Source organism: Micromonospora sp. NPDC005206, assembly GCF_040608175.1.
Taxonomy (GTDB): domain Bacteria; phylum Actinomycetota; class Actinomycetes; order Mycobacteriales; family Micromonosporaceae; genus Micromonospora.
Genome location: NZ_JBEXHU010000002.1, coordinates 181,237 through 205,091, shown reverse-complemented (window position 1 = coordinate 205,091; position 23,855 = coordinate 181,237). Strand labels below are relative to the sequence as shown.

16 protein-coding genes are annotated in these 23,855 nt (G+C 73.6%); 7 read left to right on the top strand and 9 right to left on the bottom strand.

Features of this window, described 5'->3' with window-relative positions:
* Positions 1-38 precede the first annotated feature (38 nt).
* Positions 39-2,549 (bottom strand): bifunctional FO biosynthesis protein CofGH, encoded by a 2,511-nt coding sequence (locus ABZU69_RS03100; protein WP_354962755.1) that lies wholly within the window; start codon positions 2,547-2,549, stop codon positions 39-41.
* Between the two features lie 183 nt (positions 2,550-2,732).
* Positions 2,733-3,668 (bottom strand): hypothetical protein, encoded by a 936-nt coding sequence (locus tag ABZU69_RS03095; RefSeq protein WP_354962754.1) that lies wholly within the window; start codon positions 3,666-3,668, stop codon positions 2,733-2,735.
* Between the two features lie 98 nt (positions 3,669-3,766).
* Between ABZU69_RS03095 and cofD the strand changes: the two genes are divergently transcribed.
* A complete protein-coding gene (gene cofD, locus ABZU69_RS03090) occupies positions 3,767-4,768 on the top strand; it encodes a 2-phospho-L-lactate transferase (RefSeq protein WP_354962753.1) in 1,002 nt (333 codons plus the stop codon).
* The gene (locus ABZU69_RS03085; protein ID WP_354962752.1) at positions 4,765-5,853 is read left to right on the top strand and encodes a coenzyme F420-0:L-glutamate ligase; all 1,089 of its coding nucleotides are present in this window, start codon (positions 4,765-4,767) and stop codon (positions 5,851-5,853) included. The genes cofD and ABZU69_RS03085 overlap by 4 nt, the downstream gene beginning before the upstream one ends.
* 16 nt (positions 5,854-5,869) lie before the next feature.
* Here ABZU69_RS03085 and ABZU69_RS03080 read toward each other — a convergent pair whose 3' ends face one another.
* A complete protein-coding gene (locus ABZU69_RS03080; RefSeq protein ID WP_354962751.1) occupies positions 5,870-6,856 on the bottom strand; it encodes a winged helix-turn-helix domain-containing protein in 987 nt (328 codons plus the stop codon).
* A 361-nt stretch (positions 6,857-7,217) separates the two neighbouring features.
* On the opposite strand from ABZU69_RS03080, the gene ABZU69_RS03075 reads away from it, so the two are divergent.
* Positions 7,218-7,835: an NUDIX hydrolase gene (locus ABZU69_RS03075; protein ID WP_354962750.1), complete on the top strand. Its 618-nt coding sequence runs from the start codon at positions 7,218-7,220 to the stop codon at positions 7,833-7,835.
* On the opposite strand, the gene ABZU69_RS03070 is transcribed toward ABZU69_RS03075, so the two are convergent.
* The gene (locus tag ABZU69_RS03070; RefSeq protein ID WP_354962749.1) at positions 7,804-8,895 is read right to left on the bottom strand and encodes a sugar phosphate nucleotidyltransferase; all 1,092 of its coding nucleotides are present in this window, start codon (positions 8,893-8,895) and stop codon (positions 7,804-7,806) included. The two genes, ABZU69_RS03075 and ABZU69_RS03070, sit on opposite strands and share 32 nt — an antisense overlap.
* A gap of 62 nt (positions 8,896-8,957) precedes the next feature.
* Positions 8,958-10,103, bottom strand: a complete 1,146-nt coding sequence (locus ABZU69_RS03065; RefSeq protein ID WP_354962748.1) for a glycosyltransferase family 1 protein — start codon at positions 10,101-10,103, stop codon at positions 8,958-8,960.
* Positions 10,104-10,257: 154 nt separating this feature from the next.
* Between ABZU69_RS03065 and ABZU69_RS03060 the strand changes: the two genes are divergently transcribed.
* Complete coding sequence (locus ABZU69_RS03060) at positions 10,258-10,947, top strand: TIGR03089 family protein (protein ID WP_354962747.1); 690 nt, start codon at positions 10,258-10,260, stop codon at positions 10,945-10,947.
* A 51-nt stretch (positions 10,948-10,998) separates the two neighbouring features.
* On the opposite strand, the gene ABZU69_RS03055 is transcribed toward ABZU69_RS03060, so the two are convergent.
* Together ABZU69_RS03055 and ABZU69_RS03050 are read right to left on the bottom strand one after the other, a co-directional pair.
* Positions 10,999-12,978 (bottom strand): acetoacetate--CoA ligase, encoded by a 1,980-nt coding sequence (locus ABZU69_RS03055; RefSeq protein ID WP_354962746.1) that lies wholly within the window; start codon positions 12,976-12,978, stop codon positions 10,999-11,001.
* Between the two features lie 158 nt (positions 12,979-13,136).
* On the bottom strand, positions 13,137-13,655 hold the full coding sequence (locus ABZU69_RS03050) for a hotdog domain-containing protein (protein WP_354962745.1): 519 nt from the start codon (positions 13,653-13,655) through the stop codon (positions 13,137-13,139).
* A gap of 23 nt (positions 13,656-13,678) precedes the next feature.
* Here ABZU69_RS03050 and ABZU69_RS03045 point away from each other — a divergent pair, with 23 nt between their 5' ends.
* The gene (locus tag ABZU69_RS03045) at positions 13,679-14,344 is read left to right on the top strand and encodes a hypothetical protein (protein ID WP_354962744.1); all 666 of its coding nucleotides are present in this window, start codon (positions 13,679-13,681) and stop codon (positions 14,342-14,344) included.
* 53 nt (positions 14,345-14,397) lie between these two features.
* On the opposite strand, the gene ABZU69_RS03040 is transcribed toward ABZU69_RS03045, so the two are convergent.
* Entirely contained in the window at positions 14,398-15,690 is a 1,293-nt protein-coding gene (locus tag ABZU69_RS03040; RefSeq protein WP_354962743.1) for a multidrug effflux MFS transporter, read from the bottom strand.
* A gap of 262 nt (positions 15,691-15,952) precedes the next feature.
* Complete coding sequence (locus tag ABZU69_RS03035) at positions 15,953-17,122, bottom strand: acyl-CoA dehydrogenase family protein (protein ID WP_354962742.1); 1,170 nt, start codon at positions 17,120-17,122, stop codon at positions 15,953-15,955.
* A gap of 249 nt (positions 17,123-17,371) precedes the next feature.
* On the opposite strand from ABZU69_RS03035, the gene ABZU69_RS03030 reads away from it, so the two are divergent.
* Together ABZU69_RS03030 and ABZU69_RS03025 are read left to right on the top strand one after the other, a co-directional pair.
* Positions 17,372-18,799, top strand: a complete 1,428-nt coding sequence (locus ABZU69_RS03030) for a UDP-glucose/GDP-mannose dehydrogenase family protein (protein WP_354962741.1) — start codon at positions 17,372-17,374, stop codon at positions 18,797-18,799.
* Between the two features lie 150 nt (positions 18,800-18,949).
* Entirely contained in the window at positions 18,950-23,845 is a 4,896-nt protein-coding gene (locus ABZU69_RS03025; protein ID WP_354962740.1) for a permease, read from the top strand.
* The last annotated feature ends 10 nt before the right edge of the window (positions 23,846-23,855 follow it).

The window sequence follows — 23,855 nt, the reverse complement described above, 5'->3', positions numbered from 1 at the left end:
ACCGCTTGGTACGGCCGGTGGCGGGAAAAGGTTCGAACTCAGGGCCGGACGTGACCGTACGCGGTCGTGCGCTTGCGGGCCGGCCGACCGGCCGCCGTGGCGATCGCCCGCAACTGCTCCTCGGTACGCGCCGACCCGTTGTCGGAGCCGGCCATCCGGGAGATCGTCTCCTCCATCAGCGTGCCGCCCAGGTCATTGCAGCCGCCCTGCAGCATCGCCACCGTGCCCTCGTCGCCCAGCTTCACCCAGGAGCACTGGATGTTGTCGATCCGGCCGTGCAACAGCAGCCGGGACATCGCGTGCACCACCCGGTTCTCGCGCCAGGTCGGCCCGGGCCGGGCGATGCCGGCCAGGTAGATCGGGGCGTTGGTGTGCACGAACGGCAGCGCGACGAACTCGGTGAACCCACCGGTGCGGTCCTGCACGCCCGCCAGCACCCGGAAGTGCGCCAGCCACTGCCCGGGATGGTCGACGTGGCCGTACATCATCGTGGAGCTGGACCGGATGCCCAGCTCGTGGGCGGTGCTGACCACCTCGACCCAGGCGGCCGCCGGGAGTTTGCCCTTGGTCAACACCCAGCGCACGTCGTCGTCGAGGATCTCCGCGGCGGTACCCGGGATGGTGTCCAGCCCGGCCTCGCGCAACTGGGTCAACCACTCGCGCACCGACACGCCCGCCTTCGCCGCGGCGGTGACGATCTCCATCGGGGAGAACGCGTGCACGTGCATCCCCGGCACCCGAGCCTTGATCGCACGCAGGATGTCGGCGTACCCGGTGACGGGCATCTTCGGGTCGATGCCGCCCTGAAGGCAGACCTCGCTGGCGCCGGCCGCCCACGCCTGCTCGGCCCGGTCGGCGACCTGATCGACGGAGAGACGGTACGCGTCGGCGTCCCGCTCGCGCTGGGCGAAGGCACAGAACCGGCAGCCGACGTAGCAGACGTTGCTGAAGTTGATGTTGCGATTGACCACGTAGGTGACGTCGTCGCCGACCGCGCTGCGACGCACGTCGTCGGCGAGCCGGCACAACTCGTCGAGCGCCGGCCCGTCCGCCCCGAACAGCGCCAGCGCCGCATCGGTGTGCCCCGGCTCCAGCAGCGCGGCCGGGTCGTCGGCGGCGAGCCGCAGCCCGGCCCGCAGGTCGTGGTCGCCGGCCAGGGCGGTCGGCCCGGCCGTCACCTTCGTGGCCACCTCCGCCCAGTCGCCGTAGACGCTGTCGAAGTCGCCACGCCGGTCCTCCGTACGACCGGTGGTGTCGATGGTCGTGTGCAGGTCGGTCCGGCCGCCGAACACCTCCTCCGGCTCCTGCCAGGGGCGACCATGCGGGCGGGCCGACTCGACCGCCAGCCCGGAGCCCGGGTCGGCCAGCGCGCCCACGTGCGGCAGCAGCCGCGGGTCGAGCCACGGGTCGCCGGCGCGCACGTACTCGGGGTAGATGGTCAGCCGCTCGCGCAGGGTGAACCCGGCCAGCTCGGTGTGCCGGGCCAACTCCTCGATCTGCGGCCAGGGGCGTTCCGGGTTGACGTGGTCCGGGGTGAGCGGGGAGACACCGCCCCAGTCGTCGATGCCGGCCCGCAGCAGCAGGTCGTACTCGCCGGCGATCAGGTTCGGCGGAGCCTGGATGCGGGCCTTCGGCCCGAGCAGCAGCCGGGCCACCGCCACCGTCGTGGCCAGGTCGTGCAGCTCCGCGTCGGGCATCCCGCGCATCGCGGTGTCCGGCTTGGCGCGGAAGTTCTGCACGATCACCTCCTGGAGGTGCCCGTACTCCCGGTGCGCGCGACGGATCGCGAAGAGCGCGTCCACCCGCTCGGCCGGGGTCTCCCCGATGCCGATCAGGATGCCGGTGGTGAACGGAACCCCGACCCGGCCCGCGTCGTCGAGCACCCGCAGCCGGACCGCCGGTTCCTTGTCGGGCGAGCCGAAATGCGGGCCGCCCGGCTCCGACCAGAGCCGGGTCGCCGTGGTCTCCAGCATCATGCCCATGCTCGGTGCGACCGGCTTGAGCCGTTGCAGCTCCGACCAGGACAGCACCCCGGGGTTGAGGTGGGGCAACAGCCCGGTCTCCTCCAGCACCGCCACCGCGCAGGCACGCAGGTAGTCCAGAGTGGAGTCGTATCCGCGCTCATCCAGCCAGCTCCGCGCCGCCGGCCAGCGCTCCTCCGGCCGGTCGCCGAGGGTGAACAGGGCCTCCTTGCAGCCCTGCGCGGCACCTGCCCGGGCGATGGCCAGCACCTCGTCGCGATCCAGGAACGGCGCCGGCAGCCGGTGCGGCACCGTGGCGAACGTGCAGTAGTGGCAGCGGTCCCGGCAGAGCCGGGTCAGCGGGATGAAGACCTTCTTGGAGTACGTGACCACGCCCGGCCGCCCAGCCTCACGCAGCCCGGCGTCGCGGATCCCACCGGCCACCCGAAGCAGCTCGTCGAGCGCGTCCCCGCGGGCGGACAACAGCGCGGTCGCCTCGTCGACGTCCAGCGCCCGCCCGGTCGCGGCCCGACCCAGGGCACGCCGCACGCTCGCCTCGCTCGGGCCGGAGTGGGTGCGATCAACCATCCGCTCAGCCTATGCGCTGCCCCCACCAACCCCACCGGTCCCCACCGGCACCCGCGCCCGCTCCCCCCGGACCACCCCCGGACCACCCTCGTTGATCATGGAGTTATTGCCACGACACGCCGTGCCGACGGACAACAACTTCATGGTCAACGGGGGTGGGCGGCCGGGGGCCGTGAGGGGGGGTCAGCGGGGTGGCTGTTGGGGGTTGTCGCCTGGGTTGATGTGCTGGGTGCGGTCGGCGTCCGTGTCGCCGGGGCGGGGGATCGCCTGGGTCGGGTCGGCGGACTGGCGCGGAATCGCCTGGGTCGGGTCCGCCGACGGCGGCTGGCCGAACGGCGGCGCGGACTGCGGGGCCGGCGCGAACGGCGGGGCGGACTGCGGCGCCGGGTTGACCGGCGGCGGCGACTGCGGTGCGGACCCGAACGGCGGTGCCGACTGCGGCGCCGACCCGAACGGCGGCGAGGGCTGGCCGTACTGGCCCGGGTGCTGCCCCTGCGGGTACCCGCCCGGCTGGCCCGGGGCGGGCCAACCGCCGCCCGGCTGGGCTCCGGGCTGCCCCGGAGCCGGCCAGCCGCCCTGCTGCTGCGGCCAGCCCGGCTGGGGCTGGCCGTAGACGCCCGGCTGAGGCTTCGGCCGCGGCACGTAGTACAGCTTCCGCCAGACCGCGTAGACCACCCAGGCCGCGGCCGCGAAGATCATCAGCCAGGCGAACCGGGTGAGCACGCCGAGCAGCGCGTCGAGCACCTCGGCCTCGGCCAGCCGGCCCACCGTCCAGATCAGCATGGTCAGCCCACCGAGCAGCGCGCTGACCGCGTACTCGCCGAGGGCCATCTGGGTGATCAGCTTCGCCTTCGGCAGCACCGGCGAGACGTGGGTGGCCAGCAGCACGGCCAGCAGTGGCAGGCCCACCGCCTCCAACCCGATGAACGTGAAGAAGGTGCTGCCCGCACGGTCGGTGAACGAGCTGTAGTCGTTCGGGCTGAGCAGCCGGAGCAGGCCCACGAAGAGGAACACCGCGTTGGCGCCGAGCAGCGCGAGCGCACCCAGTTCGCGTAGTGGCTTGGTCAGCTGGCGGGCCTGGGTCGCGTCGGTGGACGCGGGCTCGGCGGGGCTGGTCACGAACTCCCCCTCGGGGCATGGACGGACAGGGCGCACGTGAGCCTAGTCTCCCGGACCACCGGCGGACCGGAGGCGTCACGTGCGCGAGGATGGTCGACATGCGCATCGTGGTTCTGGCTGGCGGCATCGGCGGCGCCCGGTTCCTGCTCGGCGTCCGGGCGTACGCCCGAGAGGTCGGCGCCGAGGTGACCGCCGTCGTCAACGTCGGCGACGACCTGTGGCTGCACGGGTTGAAGATCTGTCCCGACCTGGACAGCGTCATGTACACCCTCGGCGGCGGCGCCGATCCCGAGCGGGGCTGGGGCCGGGTCGGGGAGAGCTGGACGGTCAAGGAGGAGCTGGCCGCGTACGGGGCGGAGCCGACCTGGTTCGGCCTCGGCGACAAGGACATCGCCACCCACCTGGTGCGCAGCACCATGCTCAACGCCGGCTACCCGCTGCACGCGGTCACCGAGGCGCTGGCGACCCGCTGGGAGCCGGGCGTACGCCTGCTCCCGGCGACCGACGACCGGCTGGAGACGCACGCCATCGTGAGCGCGAGGAGTGAGCTTGCGAGCCCCGCAGTCGCGAACAGCGCCGGCACGGTTGAGGATGACCAGAGCCAGCGGGCGATCCACTTTCAGGAGTGGTGGGTGCGGTACCGGACGGACATCCCCACCCACCGTTTCGTCTTCGTGGGCGCCGAGACGGCCAAGCCGGCGCCCGGGGTCCTGGAGGCGATCGGCGCGGCCGACCTGGTGCTGATCGCGCCGAGCAACCCGGTGGTGAGCGTGGCGCCGGTGCTGGCCGTGCCGGGGCTCCGCGAGGCGGTGGCGGCGGGCCCGGCCCCGGTGGTGGGCGTCTCTCCGATCATCGGCGGAGCGCCGGTCCGCGGGATGGCCGACCGCTGCCTCTCTGTGCTCGGTGTCGAGTGCAGCGCGGCCGGGGTGGGCCGGCTCTACGGCGGCCGGGCGGCCGGCGGGCTGCTGGACGGCTGGCTGGTGGCCGAGGAGGACGCGGGCACGCTGGTACCGGAGGTGACGGTCCGCGCGGTGCCGTTGCTGATGACCGACGAGGCGGCGACGGCGGCGATGGTCCGCGCCGCGGTGGAGTTGACGTGAGGCTGGAGATCCTGCCGGTGCTGGGCATCGGCCACGTGACCGAGGGCGACGACCTGGCGGCGCTGATCGCCGGCGCCGCGCCCTGGCTGCGCGACGGCGACGTGCTGGTCGTCACCAGCAAGATTGTCTCCAAGGCCGAGGGGCGGTTGGTCGACGTCCCGGCGGACGGACCCGAGCGGCTCGCCGCGCGCGACGAGGTGCTGGCTTCCGAGACCGCCCGGGTGGTGGCCAGCCGGGGGCCGACCCGGATCGTGCAGACCCACCACGGCTTCGTGATGGCGTCCGCCGGCATCGACGCGTCGAACGTGGACAAGACCCGGCTGGTGCTGCTGCCGTTGGATCCGGACGCCTCGGCCCGGGCGCTGCGCGCCGCGTTGCGGGCGCGCTACGACCTGGACGTCGCAGTGATCATCAGCGACACCATGGGCCGGCCCTGGCGCAACGGGCTGACCGACGTGGCGCTCGGGGTGGCCGGGATGCCGGCCATCCGGGACCACCGTGGCGAGGTTGACCCGTACGGCAACGAGCTGCAGCTGACCCAAATGGCTGTGGTGGACGAGCTGGCGGGCGCCGGCGAGCTGATCAAGGGCAAGTGCGACCAGGTCCCGGTGGCGGTGGTGCGCGGCTACCTCTCCGCCACCGGCCCGGACGACTCCGCCGGGGCGCAGGCACTGGTCCGCGATGCGGCGCAGGACCTCTTCTCGCTCGGGACCGCCGAGGCGCGGGCGGCGGGGCTGGCCGACGCCGCCACTCTGACCGACGCTCCCGGTCCCACGCCGGCCGACCCGGCCGCCGCGCGGCGTGCGATCGACGCGGTCGCCGGGGTGGTCGCCCCCGGCACGGTCTTCACCCTGGTCGACGAGGCGGACGTACGTGCCGGCCTGGTCGCCAAGGTGCCCGGCTGGCCGGACGGGGCAACCGCCCTGGTGCTCGGCTCGCCACCGGCTCCGGTGGACCCGATGGACCTGGTCCGCTTCGGCGCCGACCTGCACCGTCTGCAGGTCGCCCTGGCCGCGGAGGGTGTCGGGTCGACCCTGCTGCCCCCGCCCGCCGGCAGCCCGGCCAGCGCCACACTCGCCCTCTGACGGGCAACCGGCCGGGTCAGGCGTCCAGCATGGCCCGGCCGAGCGGGGTCAACGTGTGCAGCACGGTGTTGCGGTCCCGCTGACTGACCAGCAGGCCGGCGTTGCGCAACACGGTCGCGTGCTGACTGGCCGCCGCCGGTGAGATGTTGAGCTTGCGGGCGACCTCTCCCGTGGTGCAGCCGTCGTCGCTCGCCTGCAACACCGCCGCCCTGGTCCGGCCGAGCAGCGCGGCGAGCGAGTCGCGGCCGGCCGGACCGGCCCCGTCGGCCGCCACCAGCCCACCCAGCCGGTCCACCGGGTAGACCAGAACCGGCGGCAGCGCCGGGTCGAGTAGGGCGACCGGGGTGGCGGCGCAGAAGAACGACGGCACGAGCAGCAGACCCCGACCGTCCAGGTGCAGCTCCCGGCTGTGCGGGTAGTCGCGGACCTCGAGCACCCGGTTCTCCCAGCGCATTGCCGGCCGGAGGCTGGTGAGCAGCCCCTCCATGCCACCGTCGAGCAGGGCCCGGGCCCGGCGGGACCGGTCCGCCGCCACCGCGGACTGGATCCGGCTCCAGTACGGGTTGATCGCCAACGACCGGTACTGCTCCATCGACTCGGCGAGGTGACGCAACGCCCCCACCTCGCCCCGGGCCAGCGCGCTGGCCGAGGATGGCAGCGAGTTCTCGGTGGCCAGCACGCTCAGGTCGCGGTGCAGCCGCTCCGTCGGGGTGCTGCGGACCGCTTCCAGCCCGGCCTCGAAGCCGTCGACGCTGGCGTACGGGGTGAGGAAGTCGGGGAAGTAGCCGCGCGGCGGGCTCAGGACGAAGAGCAGCCGGAGCTGGTCGGAGGCGGCGTCCTGGCGCAGCCCTCGGGACACCGTGCGCCGCCAGTTCTCCGTCAGCGGGTCACGGCCGCGGCCCTGCAACAGGTGCAGGCTGAGGACCACCTCCCAGACCGGGTCCGCTGCCGGCGCCACCCGGGTCCGGAGGATGTCCTCGCCAGAAAAGTGGATCTTCAGCATGCAGCGCTCCTGAGCCGCCGGGCAGGGGGATGCCGGGTGGCTGTTCGACTCTACCTGGCCGGCACTTATCTCCATCTTTAAGCCTGGACTGAAAAACCTCGACGCTTCCCGGGCCGGTTCGGCATGCTTCCATTGCCCGAGCACGGCACCCACGCGTCACGTACGCGCGCGGCGCCTGGCACCGGGACCGGGGGAGGACCGGTGATCGGGCGGCACCACGAGGGTCTGCGGCCCCTTGCTCCGCAGAGGTGCCGTCCGGTCACCCCGCCGTGCGCCGTGCACGCGCAGCGACGCCACGATTTCGAGGACTCGCAGGGTCACCGCGCCAGCGTACGGAGTGTGCCGCTCGTAGAGTGGCGGCGTGCCCGACACCGCGCTCACCGGATCCTCCGCCCACCCGACCGACTCCGAGACGTACGCGGCGCTGCACTCCGACGCCATCGCGCTGCTCGACGGCTGGCGGCCCACCAGCCCGGCCGCTGCCGCCGCTCGGGACCGAACCCGCGAGCTGCTCGACGGCGGGCCCGTCACGATGAGTCGGCCGCACCGCCCCGGGCACATCACCGCCAGCGTGCTGGTGCTGGACGCCACCGGCTCGCGGGTGCTGCTCTGCCTGCACGGCAAGTTCGGGCGCTGGGTGCAGCTCGGCGGACACTGCGAGCCGACCGACCGGACCCTGGCCGGCGCCGCGCTGCGCGAGGCCACCGAGGAGTCCGGGATCGCCGGCCTGCGCATCGACCCGGTGCCGATCGACGTGGACATCCACCCGGTGGGTTGTCAGGGCGGCTCCCTGCACCACGACGTCCGGTTCGCCGTGCTCGCCCCGCCCGGCGCCGTCGAGCAGGTCAGCGACGAGGCCGAGGCGCTGGGGTGGTTCCCGCCGGACCGCCTCCCCGAGCCACTGGCCGGCGGGACCGTGCAACTGGTCGCGCCGGCCCTCGCGGCTCTCAGACGTAGCCCTCTTCGCCTCGCTCCTTGAGCTCGTCGACCAGGGCCTTGACGTCCTGGGCCCGATCCCGCGGGCAGACCAGCACCGCGTCCGGGGTGTCCACCACGATCAGGTCACGCACCCCGAGGGCGGCCACCAACCGGCCGGACTGCGGCACCACCACCAGGTTGGCGCTGTCCCGCAGCAGCACTCCCGGCTTGGCGTCGGCGCCGAGCACCACGTTGCCCGACGCGTCGGCCGGCAGCACCTCGCCGAGGGTGTGGAAGTCGCCGACGTCGTTCCAGCCGAAGTCGCCCGGCACGGTCGCCACCCGGCCCGCGGTGGCCGCGCCCTCCATCACCGCGTAGTCGACGGAGATCTTCGGCAGGGTCGGCCAGACCGTGCCGAGCACGTCGTCCTGCTCCGGGGTGCCCCAGGCGGCGGCGATCGCGGTGACCCCGGCGTGCAGGGCCGGCTGCTGGCGGAGCAGTTCGGCGAGGAACACGTCCACCCGCCAGACGAACATGCTCGCGTTCCACAGGTGCCGGCCCGAACGGACGTACGCCTCGGCGACCTCGGCGGCCGGCTTCTCCTTGAACTCGGCTACCGGACGCCACGGGGCGTCCTCAACCGGATCGCCGGTCTCCAGGTAGCCGTAGCCGGTCTCCGGCCGGGTCGGGGTGATCCCGACCGTCATCAGCATGCCCTGCTCCGCGCCGCGGACCGCCTCCCGAACCGTCCGCACCCAGCTCTCCGGGTCGCCGATCAGGTGGTCGGCGGCGAAGCTGCCCATCACCGCGTCCGGATCGCGCAGCGCGATCACCGCGGCGGCCAGCGCGATCGCCGCGCAGGAGTCCCGGGGTGAGGGTTCGACCAGGATGTTCTCCTCGGGCAACCCGGTCAGCTGCCGGGCCACCGCCGCGACGTGCGCGGCTCCGGTGACCACGAGGATGCGGTCCGGTGTGGTCAGCGGCGCCAGCCGCGCCACGGTCGCCTGGAGAAGCGACGCGTTGGAGCCGGTCAGCGGATGGAGGAACTTGGGATGACCAGCTCGGGACAACGGCCACAACCTCGTGCCGCTGCCACCCGCCGGGATGACCGCATAGAGCATCCGCACATCATGCCCGACGGACCCCGGCAGGGTGGGCGGCTCGCCATCCGGCGCCCGGACGGTCACGAGCGGGCGCGGCTCCACGCGGCGATGTGCACCTCGGCGCTGGACTCCCAGGTGAACTCCTTGGCCCGGTCGAAACCGGCCTTCGCCAGCGACAACCGGCGCTGCTCGTCGTCCAGCAGGGCGGCCAGGTCGGTGCCGATCTGCTCCGGATCCTCCGAGGTGTACGCGACGGCGTCGCCGCCCACCTCGGGCAGCGAGAGCCGGGGCGTTGTCAGCACGGGGGCGGCGCAGGCCATCGCCTCCAGGATCGGCAGCCCGAACCCCTCGCCGTAGGAGGGGTAGGCCGCGACCAGCGCGCCGCCGAGGAAGCCGGGCAGGTCGCCGTAGCGCAGGTAGCCGGGGCGCAGCAGCCGCAGGTGGGACGGGACCTCGGCCACCGCCCGGTCGATGTCGTCGTCGTGCCCCTGGCCACCGGCGATCACCAGGGCCGGTGGGTCGACCCGGTCGGCCACCGCCCGGGCCCAACCGCGGATCAGGTTGGGTACGTTCTTGCGCGGCTCCTTGGCGCCGAGGAAGGCGATGTAGCTGCTGTTGCCCAACCCCAGGCGGGCGCGCACCCGGGCCTTCTCCTCCTCGCTGGGCGCGTGGAAGGCGGCGTGGTCGACCCCGTGGTAGGCCACGTCGATCCGGGTCGGGTCGGCGTCGAGCAGCCGGATCAGCTCGTCCCGGGTGGCCTTGCTGGGCACGATCACCCGGTCCGCCCGGCGCAACGAGGTCTTGATGGCGCTGCGGAAGAAGGTTCGGCGGGACTTGTCGTAGTGCTCCGGCTCGGTGAAGAACGTCGCGTCGTGCACGGTGACCGTAACCGGGCACCCGGCCCGCAGCGGGCAGGTGTAGAAGGGCGAGTGCAGGACTTGCGCGCCGACCTGCTGAGCGAGCAGCGGCAGGCCGGTCTGCTCCCAGGCGAGCCGCGCTGGGCGGTGCGCGACGGCGGCCGGGGCGGGGATGATCTCCGCGCCGGGCAGCATTCGCGTGTACCGCTCGAGGTCGGTGCGGAGGCTGACCACCGCCAGCTCCACCCCCGACCCACACACCTTGCCGAGGGCACCGAGCAGACCGTCGACGTATCGACCGACACCACCACGGTCGGCGGGGACACTCGTGGCGTCGATGAGCACGCGGGGCGGGCGACCGGCGGTCACGGGGCGACTCCTTGCACTGGCGGGTCCGTGGGGAACAACACTCCGGGGGGCAAGCCTACGCCGGAGCACGGGGCCGACGCTGACTGCGACCCGACGGTACGCCGACTTGTCATCGTCTTCGAGTACGGCCCACAGGGGCGTATCGTTCGCGCCGATGGCCGACAACATTGCCCAGGTGTTCGCCGACGCGATCGCGACCGACCCGACCCGACCGTTGCTGACCTGGTACGACGACGGCAGCGGCGACCGCACCGAACTCTCCGGCGCCACACTGGCGAACTGGGTGGCGAAGACCGCCAACCTCCTCGTCGACGAGGTGGCCCTCGCCCTGGGTGATCCGGCCGGCGTGCTCCTGCCGCCGCACTGGCAGACCGCGGCGGTGCTGCTGGGCTGCTGGTCGGCCAAGCTGAGCGTGGTCGACACGCCGGGCGACGTGGACGTGCTCTTCGCCGCCGCCGACCGCCTCGACGAGGCGCAGTCCTGGTCCGCCGGTGAGCGGTACGCCCTGGGGCTGTCGCCGCTCGCCGCCCCGCTGCGGCAGGTGCCACCCGGGTTCGGCGACTACGTGGTGGAGGTGCGCCGGCACGGCGACCACTTCACCCCGCAGCCCGGACCGGGCCCCGCTGACGCTCCCCTGCTGGCCCGCGCCGAGGCCCGCGCCGCGGAGCTGGGCATCGAGGCCGGCGCTCGCGTCCTCATCGACGCCGCCCGGTACCCCGACCCGGTCGACTGGCTGCTGGCCCCGCTCACTCGGGCCGCCACCGTCGTCCTCTGCGCGAACCTCGACCCGGCCCGCCTGGCCACCCGCCAAACCACGGAAAAGGTCACCCACACCCTCCCGTGACCCGGCTGGGCGTCCGGCGGCGTGCAGGGCCCGCGGGTGTGACCGCAGTTTTCAGGCAGGCGTGTTGTCGGTGGCTCGGCGTTCGGCGAAGGTGGCGAAGGACGTCAGGGACTCGGGGTTGGCCAGGGCACCCTTGGCGGCGGCCTGGTCGACCGGGGTGCCGGTGAGGATCTTCTTGACCGGAACCTCCAGCTTCTTCGCCGAGAGGGTGCGGGGCACCGCGCGCACCTGGTGGATCTCGTCGGGCACGTGCCGGGGGGACAGCGCCGTGCGCAGCTCGCGGCAGATGTTCGCGCGCATCGGGTCGTCCAGCTCCAGACCCTCGGCGAGCACCACGAAGAGCAGCAGCTCGCCGGCACCGCCCTCGTCGTCCTCCAGGTGCACGACGACCGAGTCGACCACCTCGTCCAGCCCCTCGACCACGGAGTAGAACTCGGCGGTGCCCAGCCGCACCCCGCCACGGTTGAGGGTGGCGTCCGAGCGTCCGGTGATCACGCAGCCGCCCCGGTCGTTGATGGTGATCCAGTCGCCGTGCCGCCAGACGCCCGGGTAGACGTCGAAGTAGGCCTCCCGGTAGCGGGTGCCGTCCGGGTCGTTCCAGAAGCCCACCGGCATGCTCGGCATCGGCTCGGTGATCACCAGCTCACCCAGCTCGCCGATCACCGGGGTGCCGTCGGCGGAGCGAGCCTCCACCTTGGCGCCCAACGCCCGGCAGGCGATCTCGCCGGCGTACACCGGCAGCAGCGGCACCCCGCCGACGAAGCCGGTGCACACGTCGGTGCCGCCCGACAGGGACTGGAGTTGGAGGTTGTCGCCGACGGTCTCGTACACCCAGGTGAAGCCCTCGGCGGGCAGCGGCGCACCGGTGGAGCCGACCGCGCGCAGCGCGGACAGGTCCGCGACCTCCCGCGGCACCAGCCCGGCCTTGCGGCAGGCCAGCAGGAACGGCGCCGAGGTGCCGAAGTATGTGGTGCCGGTCTCCGCCGCCAGCCGCCACAGCCCACCCAGGTCGGGGTGGCCCGGGTTGCCGTCGAAGAGCACGATGGTCGCGCCGACCGCCGGGCCGGAGACCAGGAAGTTCCACATCATCCACCCGGTGGTGGTGAACCAGAAGAACCGGTCGGCCGGGCCCAGGTCGTGGTGCAGGGCGAGCATCTTCAGGTGCTCCAGCAGGATGCCGCCGTGGCCGTGCACGATCGGCTTGGGCAGCCCGGTGGTGCCCGAGGAGTAGAGCACGTACAGCGGGTGGTCGAACGGCACCGGCGTGAACGTCAGTGGCTCGTCGGTGGGCGCGGCCAGGTCGGCCCAGCCCAGCGCGTCCTCCGGGGCGGCCTTCGGGTCCAGGTAGCCGATGCTGACGGTGTGCCGCACCGACGGCAGTGCGGCCCGGATGGCGGCGACCTCGGCGCGGCGGTCCACCGGCTTGTCGCCGTACCGGTAGCCGTCCACGGCGACCAGCACGGTCGGCTCGATCTGCTGCCAGCGGTCGGTGACGCTGCGGGTGCCGAACTCGGGTGCGCAGGACGAGAAGGTCGCCCCCAGGCTGGCGGTGGCCAGCAGCAGGACGTACGTCTCAGGAATGTTCGGGGCGTACGCCGCCACCCGGTCACCGGCGGTGACGCCGAGCCGGCGCAGCCCGGCCGCCACCCGGCGGACCTGCTCGCGCAGCTCCCCGGCGGTCAGCGTGACCGGCGCGCGGGTCTGCCCGTGCGCGATCACCACCGGGTCGTCGTCGGCCCGCCCCGGCATCCGCAGCACGTTCTCCGCGTAGTTCAGCGTGGCCCCGGGGAACCAGCGGGCACCGGGCATCCCCCGCTCGGCCAGCGTGGCGGTCGGCGGGGTGTGCGCCACCACCTCGAAGTGGTCCCAGATGGATCGCCAGAACCCGTCCAGGTCGGTGACCGACCAGCGCCACAGCGCGTCGTAGTCAGCGAAGTCCAGCCCGCGGTGCTCTCGCAGCCAGCGCAGGTAGCCGCCGATCCGGGACCGCTCGCGTACGTCCGCCGGCGGCGTCCACAGCACATCACCCACTGCTCCACCCTCCCCTGGCCCGGCACGACACTGTGAATGGGCCGTGGCGCCATCTTGCCCTACCTCGAAGCGCCATTCTGCGCACCGGGTACGAGCACCGATGCGTGCCCACCCCACACTCCACCCCACCCACGCATGTGGGAAGCAGCGAGGACAGCTCAGCCGGCGCGGTGGGCCTGGATGGCGCGGCGGCGGGCGAGGCGGTGCGCACGGCGGATCTCGGCCTCCCGGTACCGGCGCTCGTCCTCCGGCGTCTCGGGGAGCACCGGGCGGACCGCCCGCGGGGCTCCGCCCACGTCCACTCCGACGAAGACCAGGTACGCGGTGGCCACCCGGACCGGCGCGTCCTCGGCGGAGTCCCACCGTTCGGCGACCACCCGCACGCCCACCTCCATCGAGGTCTGCCCGGTCCAGTTCACCTGGGCGTGCGCGTGCACCAGGTCGCCGACCCGGACCGCCTCGGAGAAGACGATCTCGTCGATCGCCGCCGTCACCGCGGTCCCGCCGCTGTGCCGGGCGGCCGCGGCCCCCGCCACGTCGTCGACGAACTTCATCAGGACCCCGCCGTGCACGGTGCCGTACAGGTTCACGTCGACGGCGGTCATGATCTTGCTCAGGGTGACGCGGGAGTACGACGTCGGCTTGCCGGTCGGAGCGGCGGAGAGGTGCTCGGTCATGCCGGAAACGGTACGGTGCGCGGATGCGACATCTCTGGAGCTTCCTCGCCGGGCTGGTGGTGGTGCCCATCACCTGGGGACTGGTCACACTCGGGCAGGACGGGTCGAGCCGGACGGTCGACCGCTGGGTGGAGATCGGCACGTTCAACACCGCCAACCTGATCGAGCCGGCCGTGTACCTCGGTGTCGGCGGTGTCCTGCTGGGCCTTCTCGGCACACTGCGCGTCTCGCCGCTGGGCACGCTGGTGGCCGGGCTGCTGCTGGTCACCCCGTACGTCGGGATGTTCGTGGCGCCGTTCGAGGTGCGGGACGCGATCCCGCACGGGTGGAAGGTTCTCGGCGATCCCCTGCCGCTGCGTCTTCCGGTGGAGAACGGCACCCTCTTCCTGATCGGCCTGCTGCTGCTGATGGCGGCGTTCAGCAGGCAACGTTGGCAGCAGTGGCCGCGTCCGGTGACCGAGCCGGCCACGGCACCGGCGTCGACGGGTGGCCCCCGGAGCGACGACTTCACCCTGACCGACTGGCCACCGCCCGAGCCCGCCGAGCGCGACGCCACCCCGCCCAGCCTGGGTTACCCGGCCGATCCGACGCCGACCGACCCACTGCCCCGTCGGGTGGGTGGCGAGTCGCCGTGGTCCGCGCCGCCGCGCGGCCAGCCGCGGCCTGAGGACACCACCGAGATCCGTTGACCGTGGGGCGGGCCGGGCGACCGGCCCGCCCCCAACTTCTCTGGACAGAACACCTAGTGCAGTGCGACGGCCAGGTCCGGGTCGACGGCGCCGAGCTCGGCGCGGGGAACGACGAGGAGCATGACCAGCGTCGCGGCGGCCATGCCGCCCGCGATCACGATCGCCATCGGCACGCTCCCGGTGCCGAACAGGCCGACCAGGGGCGCCGACAGCGCACCGATGCCGAACTGCACGGCGCCGAGCAGCGCGGCGGCGGTTCCGGCGGCCTCGCTGTGCCGGGTCATCGCCAGCGCCGGCGCGTTCGGCAGGGCCAGGCCCGCCGCGGCGAGGACCAGCCACAGCGACGCGAGCAGCGTGCCCAGACCACCGAGGCCGGTCGCGGCGAACATCACCAGCAGCAGCCCGGCCGCGGTCCCGGCGATCAGGGCGCTGATCAGGATCTGCTGCGGGGTGTAGCGGCGCAGCAGCCGGACGTTGAACTGGGTGGCCCCGATCAGACCGACCGCGCCCGCCCCGAAGGCCAGCCCGAACTGCTGCTCGTTGAGGCCGTACTGCTCCTGGAGCACGAAGGACGACCCGGAGACGTACGCGAACAGCGCGGCCATGGCCAGCCCGGCGACCAGCACCAGACCGACGAACGCACGGTCGTTGAGCAGCCGCCGGTAGTCCCGCAGGGTCGCCCCCACGCCGCCGCGCCGACGGCGCGCCACGGGAAGGGTCTCCGGCAGCCGCAACGCGGCGACGACGATCAGCAGCGCGCCGAGCACGGCCAGCGCCGCGAAGACGCCCCGCCATTCGGTCCAGCGCAGCAGGCCGCTGCCCAGGGTCGGCGCGAGGATCGGGGCCAGTCCCATGACCAGCATCAGCCGGGAGAAGATCCGGGCGAACGAGGCGCCACTGAACAGGTCGCGCACGACCGCGGTGGCGACCACGGTGGCGGCCGCCACCCCGAGCCCCTGCAGGACGCGCAGCACGCCGAGCACGGCGATGGTGGGTGCGAACACGCACAGCACGGATGCCGCGACGTGCAGGGCCAGCCCGGCCAGCAGGGGCGCCCGCCGCCCGACCACGTCGGAGAGCGGCCCGACGAGCAACTGGCCCAGCGCGAGGCCGAGCAGCGTGCCCGTCAGCGTCAACTGCACCGCGGTCTCGGTGGTCTGCAGGCCGGCCGTGATGGCGGGCAGCGCCGGCAGGTACATGTCGATGGTCAGCGGCCCGATCGCGATCATCGCGCCCAGCACGAGCACGAGTTGCGCCCGCTGTCGGTTGCTCATCCGGTCGCCGGGCAGCACCTCCCGCTCGAAGGCGGTGTCGGGGCCGGTCTTCTCCACCAGCTGCTTCATCATCTCGATCTCTCTGCGTGGCGTAGGACGTCGTTGGGCGTGCCCGACGTTGGGCAGCGAGTGGATGGCGAGGCAGGGTGGCGGCGGACGCGCCGGCCAGGGTGAACGGGATGATCGGTCGATCAGGCTCGGTGATTCTCCCTTCTCCCCAACATCGTTGACCCGTTCAACGATGTCGGTGTGTGGGGACTCACGTACGAACGTCGACCGCCTCACCGCCGGGCGGCGGTGAGGCGGTCGGTCTCGACGGTCGGGTGGCGGGCGTCTAGACAGCGCCGCTGAGCAGTTGCCGCGCCATGACGATCCGCTGCACCTGGTTGGTGCCCTCGTAGATCTGGGTGATCTTGGCGTCCCGCATCATCCGCTCGACGGGATAGTCCCGCGTGTAGCCGTAGCCCCCGAGCAGCTGCACCGCGTCGGTGGTGATCTCCATGGCGGCGTCCGAGGCGAAGCACTTGGCCGCCGCGCCGAAGTAGGTCAGGTCCGCGTCGCCGCGCTCGGACTTGCCGGCCGCGGCGTAGGTGAGCTGCCGGGCCGCCTCAAGCTTCATGCCCATGTCGGCGAGCATGAACTGGACGCCCTGGAACTCGGCGACCGCCTTGCCGAACTGCCGGCGCTCGGCGACGTACCCCTTGGCGTAGTCGAGCGCGCCCTGCGCGATCCCGATGGCCTGAGCGGCGATGGTGACCCGCGTGTGGTCGAGGGTCCGCATCGCGGTGGCGAAGCCGGTGCCCTCCGCGCCGATGATGCGATCCGCCGGAATGCGTACGTTGTCCAGGTAGACCTCGCGGGTGGGCGAGCCTTTGATGCCGAGCTTCTTCTCCGGCGCGCCGAAGCTCACACCGGCATCGGACTTCTCGACCACGAAGGCCGAGATTCCCCGGGACCGGGCGGTCGGATCGGTGACCGCGAAGACGGTGTAGAACTCGGAGACGCCGGCGTTGGTGATCCAGCGCTTCACCCCGTTGAGCACCCAGTGATCCCCGTCACGCACCGCGCGGGTGGTCATCGAGGCCGCGTCGCTGCCCGCCTCCGGCTCGGAGAGGCAGTACGAGAACATCGCGTCCCCAGCCGCCACCGGCGTCAGGTAACGCCGCTTGAGCTCCTCGGAGCCGGACAGCAGCAGCGGCATCGTGCCGAGCTTGTTGACCGCCGGGATCAGGGAGGAGGACGCGCAGGCCCGCGCCACCTCCTCGATCACGATGGCGGTGGCCAGCGCGTCCGCGCCCGCGCCGCCGTACTCCTCGGGGATGTGCGGGGCGTGGAAGTCGGCCGCCCGCAGAGCGTCGTAGGACGCCTTCGGGAACTCACCGGTGTCGTCGGCCTCGGCGGCGTGCGGAGCCACCTTCGCCGTGCAGACCTCCCGGACCGCCTCCCGGATCGCCTCGTGCTCCTCCGGCAACCGGTAGACGTCGAACGACTCGCCTGCGGCCACGTTGGCCCTCCTCTTCACCGCTATCATGCGCAGTCTGTAGCCTCGCCTGACCTCGACCGCGCAGACTGAAGGATAGCGACTGCAGTTCGGGTGGATGTTACCGGCGCGTAGGTACAGGTTCGACGGAGCATCCCGGCCGCCGAGCGATGATGGAAGACAGACAATGAGCCACCCCTCCGGTGCCCGGCCAGGCGCCGCAGCAGAATGCGACGCGACGAAGCGCCGCCAGTGCGAGCGGAGAAGACAGGCGTGACGATCCCCTATCCCACCATCCAGCCGACCCCCGCCATCGCCACGGTGACGCCGCCCTCGGGCGCGCCCCGTCCGCGGGTGACGTTCCTGGGGACCGGTTACCTGGGTGCGACGTACGCCATCTGCTATGCCGAGCTGGGGTACGAGGTGCTCGGCTTCGACGTGGACGCCGACAAGATCGCGATGCTGAACGCCGGTCAGGTGCCGATCCACGAGCCGGGCCTGGACGAGCTGCTCAAGCGCAACCTGGCCGCCGGCCGGCTGCGGTTCAGCACCGACATCGCGGAGACCGCCGAGTTCGGCGACGTGCACTTCATCTGCGTCGGCACCCCCCAGCGGGCCGACGGAATGGGCGCCGACCTGTCGTACGTCGAGGCGTCGGTGACCAGCCTGGCGCAGCACCTGACCCGCAAGTCCCTGATCGTCGGCAAGTCCACCGTGCCGGTGGGCACCGCCGACTGGGTGGAGCAGCTGGTCGGCAAGCACACCCCCAACGACCTGGGTGTCGAGGTGGCGTGGAGCCCCGAGTTCCTCCAGGAGGGCTTCGCCGTCGACGACGTGCTGCGCCCGAACCGGATCGTGGTCGGCGTGAAGAGCGAGTGGGCCAACGGCATGCTCTACGCCGCGCACAAGGGCGTGTTCGACCTGGCCGCCACCGAGGACCGCGAGGTGCCCCTCGTGGTCACCGACTTCGCGACCGCCGAGCTGGTCAAGGTCGCCGCGAACGCGTTCCTGGCCACCAAGATCTCCTTCATCAACGCGATGGCCGAGGTCTGCGAGGCCTCCGGCGGCGACGTCACCCAGCTGGCCCGGGCGATCGGCTACGACCCGCGGATCGGCAACCGGTTCCTCCAGGCCGGCCTCGGCTTCGGCGGCGCCTGCCTGCCCAAGGACATTCGGGCCTTCCAGGCGCGGGCTCAGGAGCTGGGCGCCGGGGAGGCGCTGCGCTTCCTGCACGAGGTCGACCTGATCAACCTGCGCCGCCGTACCCGGGTGCTCCAGCTCGCCGCGGACCTGCTCGGCCGCCGCTCCGGGCCGGCCGGCCCGGACTTCTCCGGCACCCGGATCGCCGTGCTGGGCGCCACCTTCAAGCCCAACACCGACGACGTCCGCGACGCCCCGGCGCTCGCCGTCGCCGCGCTGTTGCAGAAGGCCGGCGCCGACGTGCACGTGTACGACCCGCAGGGCACCGAGAACGCGCGCCGCGCGGTACCCGAGCTCACCTACGAGACCGGCATCAACGAGGCGGTCACCGGCGCCGACCTGGTCTGCGTCCTCACCGAGTGGGCCGACTTCCGCAACGCCGACCCGGTCGCCCTCGGCGAGCTGGTCGCCGGTCGCAAGGTGGTCGACGGCCGCAACTGCCTCGACTCCGCACTGTGGACCCAGGCCGGCTGGGAGTACCGGGGCATGGGCCGCCCCTGACGGATCGCACCCACCGGCCGGTCGCGGAGTGCCTCTCCGTGGCCGGCCGGTGTCGTTGTTTGCCCCGGACCCGCCGACAAGTGTCGAAATCCGCGCCAGCTTTGGGCATGCTGCGACAGTGGGAGTCCACAGTGCGGGTGGAGGGGTGTCGTGGCGACCTTTCAGTGCTCCTCGTGCGGCCGGGAGATCAAGCCGGCCGTCCGCTGCCCGCACTGCGGGGCCGATCAGGCCCAGTGGGTCGAACACCTGGCTGACATCGAGCGCTCGATCGCGGAGATGAAGGCGCGCGACGCCGCCATCGCCCGCGAGCAGCGGCAGATCGCCGCCAAGATGCAGGCCGCGCTCTTCCAGCGGGACATCCTCGCGCACGCCGGTGAGGAACGAGTCAAGCAGGCCACCAGGCCGCGGCGGGTGCTGCGCCGCCGTCCCAGCCGCCGGCCGCCGACCGCCGCCACCGGCGCCCCGCCCCGGGTGCCCCGTCAGGGCACCCCACCCACCGGGGAGGACCCGCCACCGCTTCCGCCCCAGGCGTCCTGGCTCGACGCGGACGACCCCGAGCACCCCCGGGAGGCGTCCTCCCGCGAGGTGCAGAACATCCCGCTCGGGCTGGGCGCGCTGCTGCTCGGGGTGGCCGCGGTGGTCTTCGCCGCGGTGGCGACCAGCTCGATGGACGCGCTGGCCCGGCTCGGCATCCTGCTCCTCGCCACGGTGCTGATGCTGCTCGCCCCGCCGGCGCTGGCCCGACGCGGTCTCACCTCGACCGCCGAGACGATCTCCGCGGTCGGCCTGCTGCTGGTGCCGCTTGCCGGAAACGCCCTGTGGGCGGTGGACCGGATCGGCAACGGCGGCGCCTCCGGTGCGATCTTCGCTGGAGTGATCTTCGCGGTCACCGCCGCCGTCGCGTTCGGGTACGCCGGCTCGACGGGCCTGCGCACACCCCGGTTCGCCACCGTGCTCGCCGCGCAGCCGGTGCTGCCGCTGCTGGCGTACGACCGGATCACCGGGCCGGGCGGCTGGGCCGTGGTGCTCACCCTGGTCGCCCTCCTCGACCTCTGGCTGACCCGCTCCGGGGTGACGGTGGAGCGACCCGTCCGGCAGGACCTCCCGGACCCGGGCACGCCGCCAGCGCCCCGGCAACGCGACGCCGAGAGCCGGCCCGAGGGCGACCCGGAGGAGGCCGCCGAGCTGATCGATGCCGACCCGGTGGCCGCCGTCACCCGGCCGGTGCGCCCGGTGCCCGGTCTGCGCGAGCTGATCTGGCTGCTCCACGGGGTGGCGGTCGCCGTCGCCCTGGCGTACGCCGTCACCGCCCTGCTCCGGGCGGAGACCGTGCCGGCGGCGGCGGGCGCCGGGATGGCGCTGCTGCTGGCCGCCACGGTCGGGTTGGGCGGCGCGCTGGTGCTGCGCCGCCCACCGCTGCCCGACGTCGCGGCCGGCATCCTCACCCTGGCCGTGATCGGGACGCTCGGCCGGATCGCCTCGGTGGCGCTGCCCGGCCGGGCTCTGCTGCTGATCGCGGCGGTCATCACGGTGACCGGGCTGGCCGTGCGCGCGGTCCCCGAGGCCGCCCGGCGCGGCCCGCAGGTCGCCTCAGCGGTGGCGCTCACCGTCAGCGGGCTGGTGGTCGCCGGGGGCGCGCTGCGCGCCGGCGTGGCCCCGGTCCGGGCGTCGCTGCCCGCCTGGGGCGCCGACCTCGACCGGTACCCGGCCGAGCTGGCCGCCGCGGTCGGCCCGACCACCTGGCAGCTCGCAGCCGCCGCGTTCCTGCTCACCATCGCCGCGGTGCTGGCCCTGCCGCCGGACATCCGCCGCGAGTTCGCCGTCGCCGGTGCGGCGCTGACCGCGCTGGCCGTGCCGGCCTCGTTCGGTCTCGGCTGGGCGTCGGCACCCTGGCCGATGGTGCTCACCGCCGTCGGCATCGGGGTGATCGGCCTCTCCGCGCGGACCAGCCGGGCCGCGCTGGCGCACGCCGTCGGGGCCGCCGTCGTGGGCCTGTTCGGAGCGGGCGCCAGCCTGGCCGGGCCGACGCTCACCGCCGCGGTCCTGCTCACCCTCTTCGCGGCCGGCGCTCTGGTCGCGCTGGCGCCCCGGGTCCGGATCGCCTCGGCCGCCGCCGACACGGTGTCCGCCTGGGCCGCCGGGGGCGCCGCGTTCGCGCTGCCCGGGGCCGTCGCCGCGTTCGTGGCGGCCACCGTGCCCACCGACCCGACCCCCACCCCGGCCAGCCTGCGCGAGGTGACCGTCCCGGTGCTGGCCGCGAGTTTCCTCGCGGTCTGCGTGACCCTCGGCTACGCCGCCGTGGTGCAGGTGTCCCAGCGGCGCATCCCGGCGCCGCTGTCCGTCGGCACCGGGCTGGGCGCTCTGGTGGTCACCGCCGCCGCCTTCGGCGCGCCCGGGGCGACCGTCGCCGACGCGTGGGTCGGCGCCCTGCTGCTGGTCGCCGCTGTGCTGCTCTTCCTGGCACCGTCGATCGACGCCGGCCGGCGCTCCGACCTCACCCTGGACGGCTCGGACCTGGCCGCCGCAGCGGTCACCACCGCCCTTATCGCCACACTGGTCCGGATCGCCGCTGTGCTGACCCCGGGCGGGCAGTTGGCGGTCGCCGCCGGCCTGGTGCTGGTGGTCGCCGTCGGCGCCCGCGCCATGCCCGAGGAGTGGCGGCGCGGGCCCATCCTCGGCATCGCCGTCGGCGGCCTGCTGATCGGCGTATTCGCCGGTTGGACGGCGCTGCGCGGTGGGCTCGGTGTGCTGGCGACCCCCGGCCCGATCTGGGACGGCGACCTGAGCGGCTGGCCGGCCGCGCCGACCGGTGGCGCCACCTGGCAGGCCCCGGTCGCGCTGGCCCTGCTGGCCGTCGCCGCCGGCATTCTGCTCCCGCCTCCATGGCGGTGGGACGTGTCCGGCGCCGCGGTGGTGCTGGCCACGATCGGCGCGCCCGCCGCGTTCGACCTGCCCTGGTGGACACCGGTCCTGGTCGGCGGAATGGTCGCCACGGTCTACGGGATGGCCGCAGTGGCGACGGAGGAGGCCCGGGCCGGCCTGTCCCGGGCCACCGTGGCCGGCGTGGTCGCGCTGCACGCCGCCGGCGCCGGCCTGGTCCGGCCGTGGACGACCGCGCTGGCGCTGGGCAGCATCGCGCTGATCGGCGTCGTGGTGGCCGCGCTGGCCCGCGTGCTGGCCGGCCCGCAGGTGACCGACATCGCGACCGAGGGGATGCCGCCGCACCTGGTGCAGATCGGCGGTGCGGCGGTCGGCGCGGCGCTGCTGGCCCTGCCCGGCGCGTTGGCGGCGCTGGCCGCCGAGTTCGAACACTCGGCACAGGTGGTGCTGACCGCCGCGCTGGCCGCGTCCAGCCTCGGCCTGGCCGCCGTGGCCGCGGTCCGCCGACACGTCCCGCAATACCTGCCCTGGGTCAGTGTGGCCGTGGTCGGCGGGGCCACCATCAGCGCGCTGGCGGCCATCCCCACCGGCCTCGCCTCGGGCGTCTACGCGGCCGCCGCGGCGCTGCTCGGCGTACTGGCCGAGCTGATCCGCGCGGCCACCGTGCCGCCGACCGGCTCGGCCCAGCCGGTCCGGCGCTGGGCGGTGCTGCTCGACGGCGCGCTACGGCGGTTGCCGGACGACTCGGAGCGGCGGCGGTGGCGGGTCAGCCCGTCCGCCGGCGCGCTGGCCGCGGCGGCCCTGCCGACCGCCCTCGCGCTCGCCTCGATCACACCCGCCCTGGTCACCGCCCTGGTCGATCCGCACCGCACGCTGACCCGCATCTGGCAGGGTCCGCCACCGGAACTGCTCACCCCGCCGCCGGACGTCGTCGACCCGACCCACGTGCTGACCGCGCTGCTGCTCACCGCGACCGCGGCGCTGGCCGCCACCGGGTTCAGCGGCGGACGGCGGTCCCGGGCCGTGCCGGTGGTGCTGCCCGGCGCCGCCGTCACGCTGCTGATCGCCCCCATCGCGCTGGGCAACGGTTGGCCGGCGAGCGCCCTCGCCGCGCTCTCGGTCTTCACCATCGCGATGCTCGGCCTCGCACTGACCCCGCCTCCGCCGCTGGTCGAGCCGGCCCGCTCGCTGCGGCTGACCCGGGTGCTGGTCTTCGTCATCGGCCTGGCCGCCGGGGGCGCGGGGCTGGCCGGCAGCCTGGCCACCCGGGAGCTGACCCTGTTCACCCTCGGCGGCGCGGTCGGCGTGGGCGTGGTGGCGGCGCTGTACGGCACCACCCAACGGGCCCGCATTCTCGGCTGGCTCTTCGCCTCGCTGATGGCGCAGCTCTTCGTGCTCACCGCTGGCCTGGTCGCCGGGCTGGCCGCGGTCTGGTCCGCGTTCGGGGTCCTCGCGGTCGGAGCGGTCCTGCAGGTGTTCGCGGCGACCCTGCCCCGGCTTCGCCGTCCGGAGGCCCAACGCGAGGCCGCGACCGTGGAATGGAGCGGATACGCGGCCGCGCTGATCGCGCTGGCCCTCGCCTTCGACTCGCCCCGGCACATCGCCGCCCTGCTGGCCGCCTGGGGCGCGGTCCTCGGGGTCGCGGCGACACGACCCGGTCGCCGGCCGGTGGAACGGCGGATCCTGTTCTGGGCGGTGGTGGCCTGCGAGATCACCGCCTGGTGGATCCTGATGCGTGTCGCCGACGTGGCGCTGCCCGAGGCGTACACGCTGCCCTTCGCCGCGCTGGCCCTGCTGGTCGGGGTGCTGGAGCTGCGCCAGCGGCCCGACATGAGCAGTTGGGTGGCGTACGGGCCGGCCCTGGTCGCCGCGTTCGTGCCCACCCTGGCGATCGTGCTGGCCACCGAGTCCAGCACGCTGCGACAGATGCTGCTGCTGCTCGGCGCGGTCGCGGTGCTGGTCTTCGGCTCGTCCAGCCGGCAGCAGGCCCCGGTGATCGTCGGCGCGTCGGTCACCGCGATCACCGCGATCCACGCGCTGTTCAGCCTCGGCCCGTGGCTGGCGCTGATCCCGGTGGGCATCCTGTTGCTGATCCTCGGCGCCAGCAACGAACGCCGCCGCCGCGCCCAGGAACGCCTACAAACCGCCCTACGCGGCATGAGATGAATCTGAGGGT